At 68.7% G+C, this 761-nt stretch carries 1 protein-coding gene; it reads right to left on the minus strand.

Annotation, left to right across the window (positions count from 1 at the left end; all coding sequences use genetic code 11):
- On the minus strand, positions 1 to 681 hold a 681-nt coding region (locus IMZ11_RS42905; protein ID WP_228649352.1), incomplete at its 3' end, for a sigma-70 family RNA polymerase sigma factor.
- Positions 682 to 761 lie beyond the last annotated feature (80 nt).

Below are 761 nucleotides of genomic sequence, written 5' to 3' on the forward strand. Positions count from 1 at the left end.
CGTGGCGTCGGGGTCGAGGAGGCCGACGAGGGCGTCGATGTCCTTGGCCTCCCATGCCCGCTTGAAGTCCCTGACGAGACCGGCCCGCTGGGCGGCCGGAGCCACGGGAGCCCGCGCCGCGCGGACGCGACGGCGGGCCGAGGAAGCCAACTGCCGGCATGCCGCCGGGGTACGGCCGACGATCTCGGCCACCTCGGCGAAGGGATAACGGAACACATCGTGCAGCACGAACGCGACACGCTCGGCCGGGGTCATCGACTCGAGCACGACCAGAAACGCCATGTTGATCGACTCGTCAAGCGTGACCCGGTCGACCGGGTCGACCGTGCCGCCGCCCCGCCCGTTGACCCACTCCGTACTGACCCACTCCGTACGCTCGGGCAGCGGCTCCGGGATCCACTCGCCCACATACCTCTCGCGCGGGACCCGTGCCGAGCCGAGCAGATCCAGGCAGATGCGACTGGCCACCTTCGTCAACCAGGCACCGGGAGATTCGATGGCCTCCTGCTCCAGCCGGGACATGGCGTACCAGCGGGCGTACGTCTCCTGGACGACATCCTCGGCATCGGCCAGGGAGCCCAGCAGCCGGTACGCCAGATTGATCAGCTGACGCCGCTCGCTCATGATCACGCTCAGGCCCGGATCGAGCCGGCCGTCTCCCGGCTCGGATGGGGTGGTCATCGAATCCCCGACTTTCCTTCTGGCGCATCCGCTCTCACCAGATCGACGAGACAACGCATCGAAGTGTGAGGCCGGCGCGT

It is taken from the genome of Microtetraspora sp. AC03309 (assembly GCF_020826795.1).
In the GTDB taxonomy this organism is placed as follows: domain Bacteria; phylum Actinomycetota; class Actinomycetes; order Streptosporangiales; family Streptosporangiaceae; genus Microtetraspora; species Microtetraspora glauca.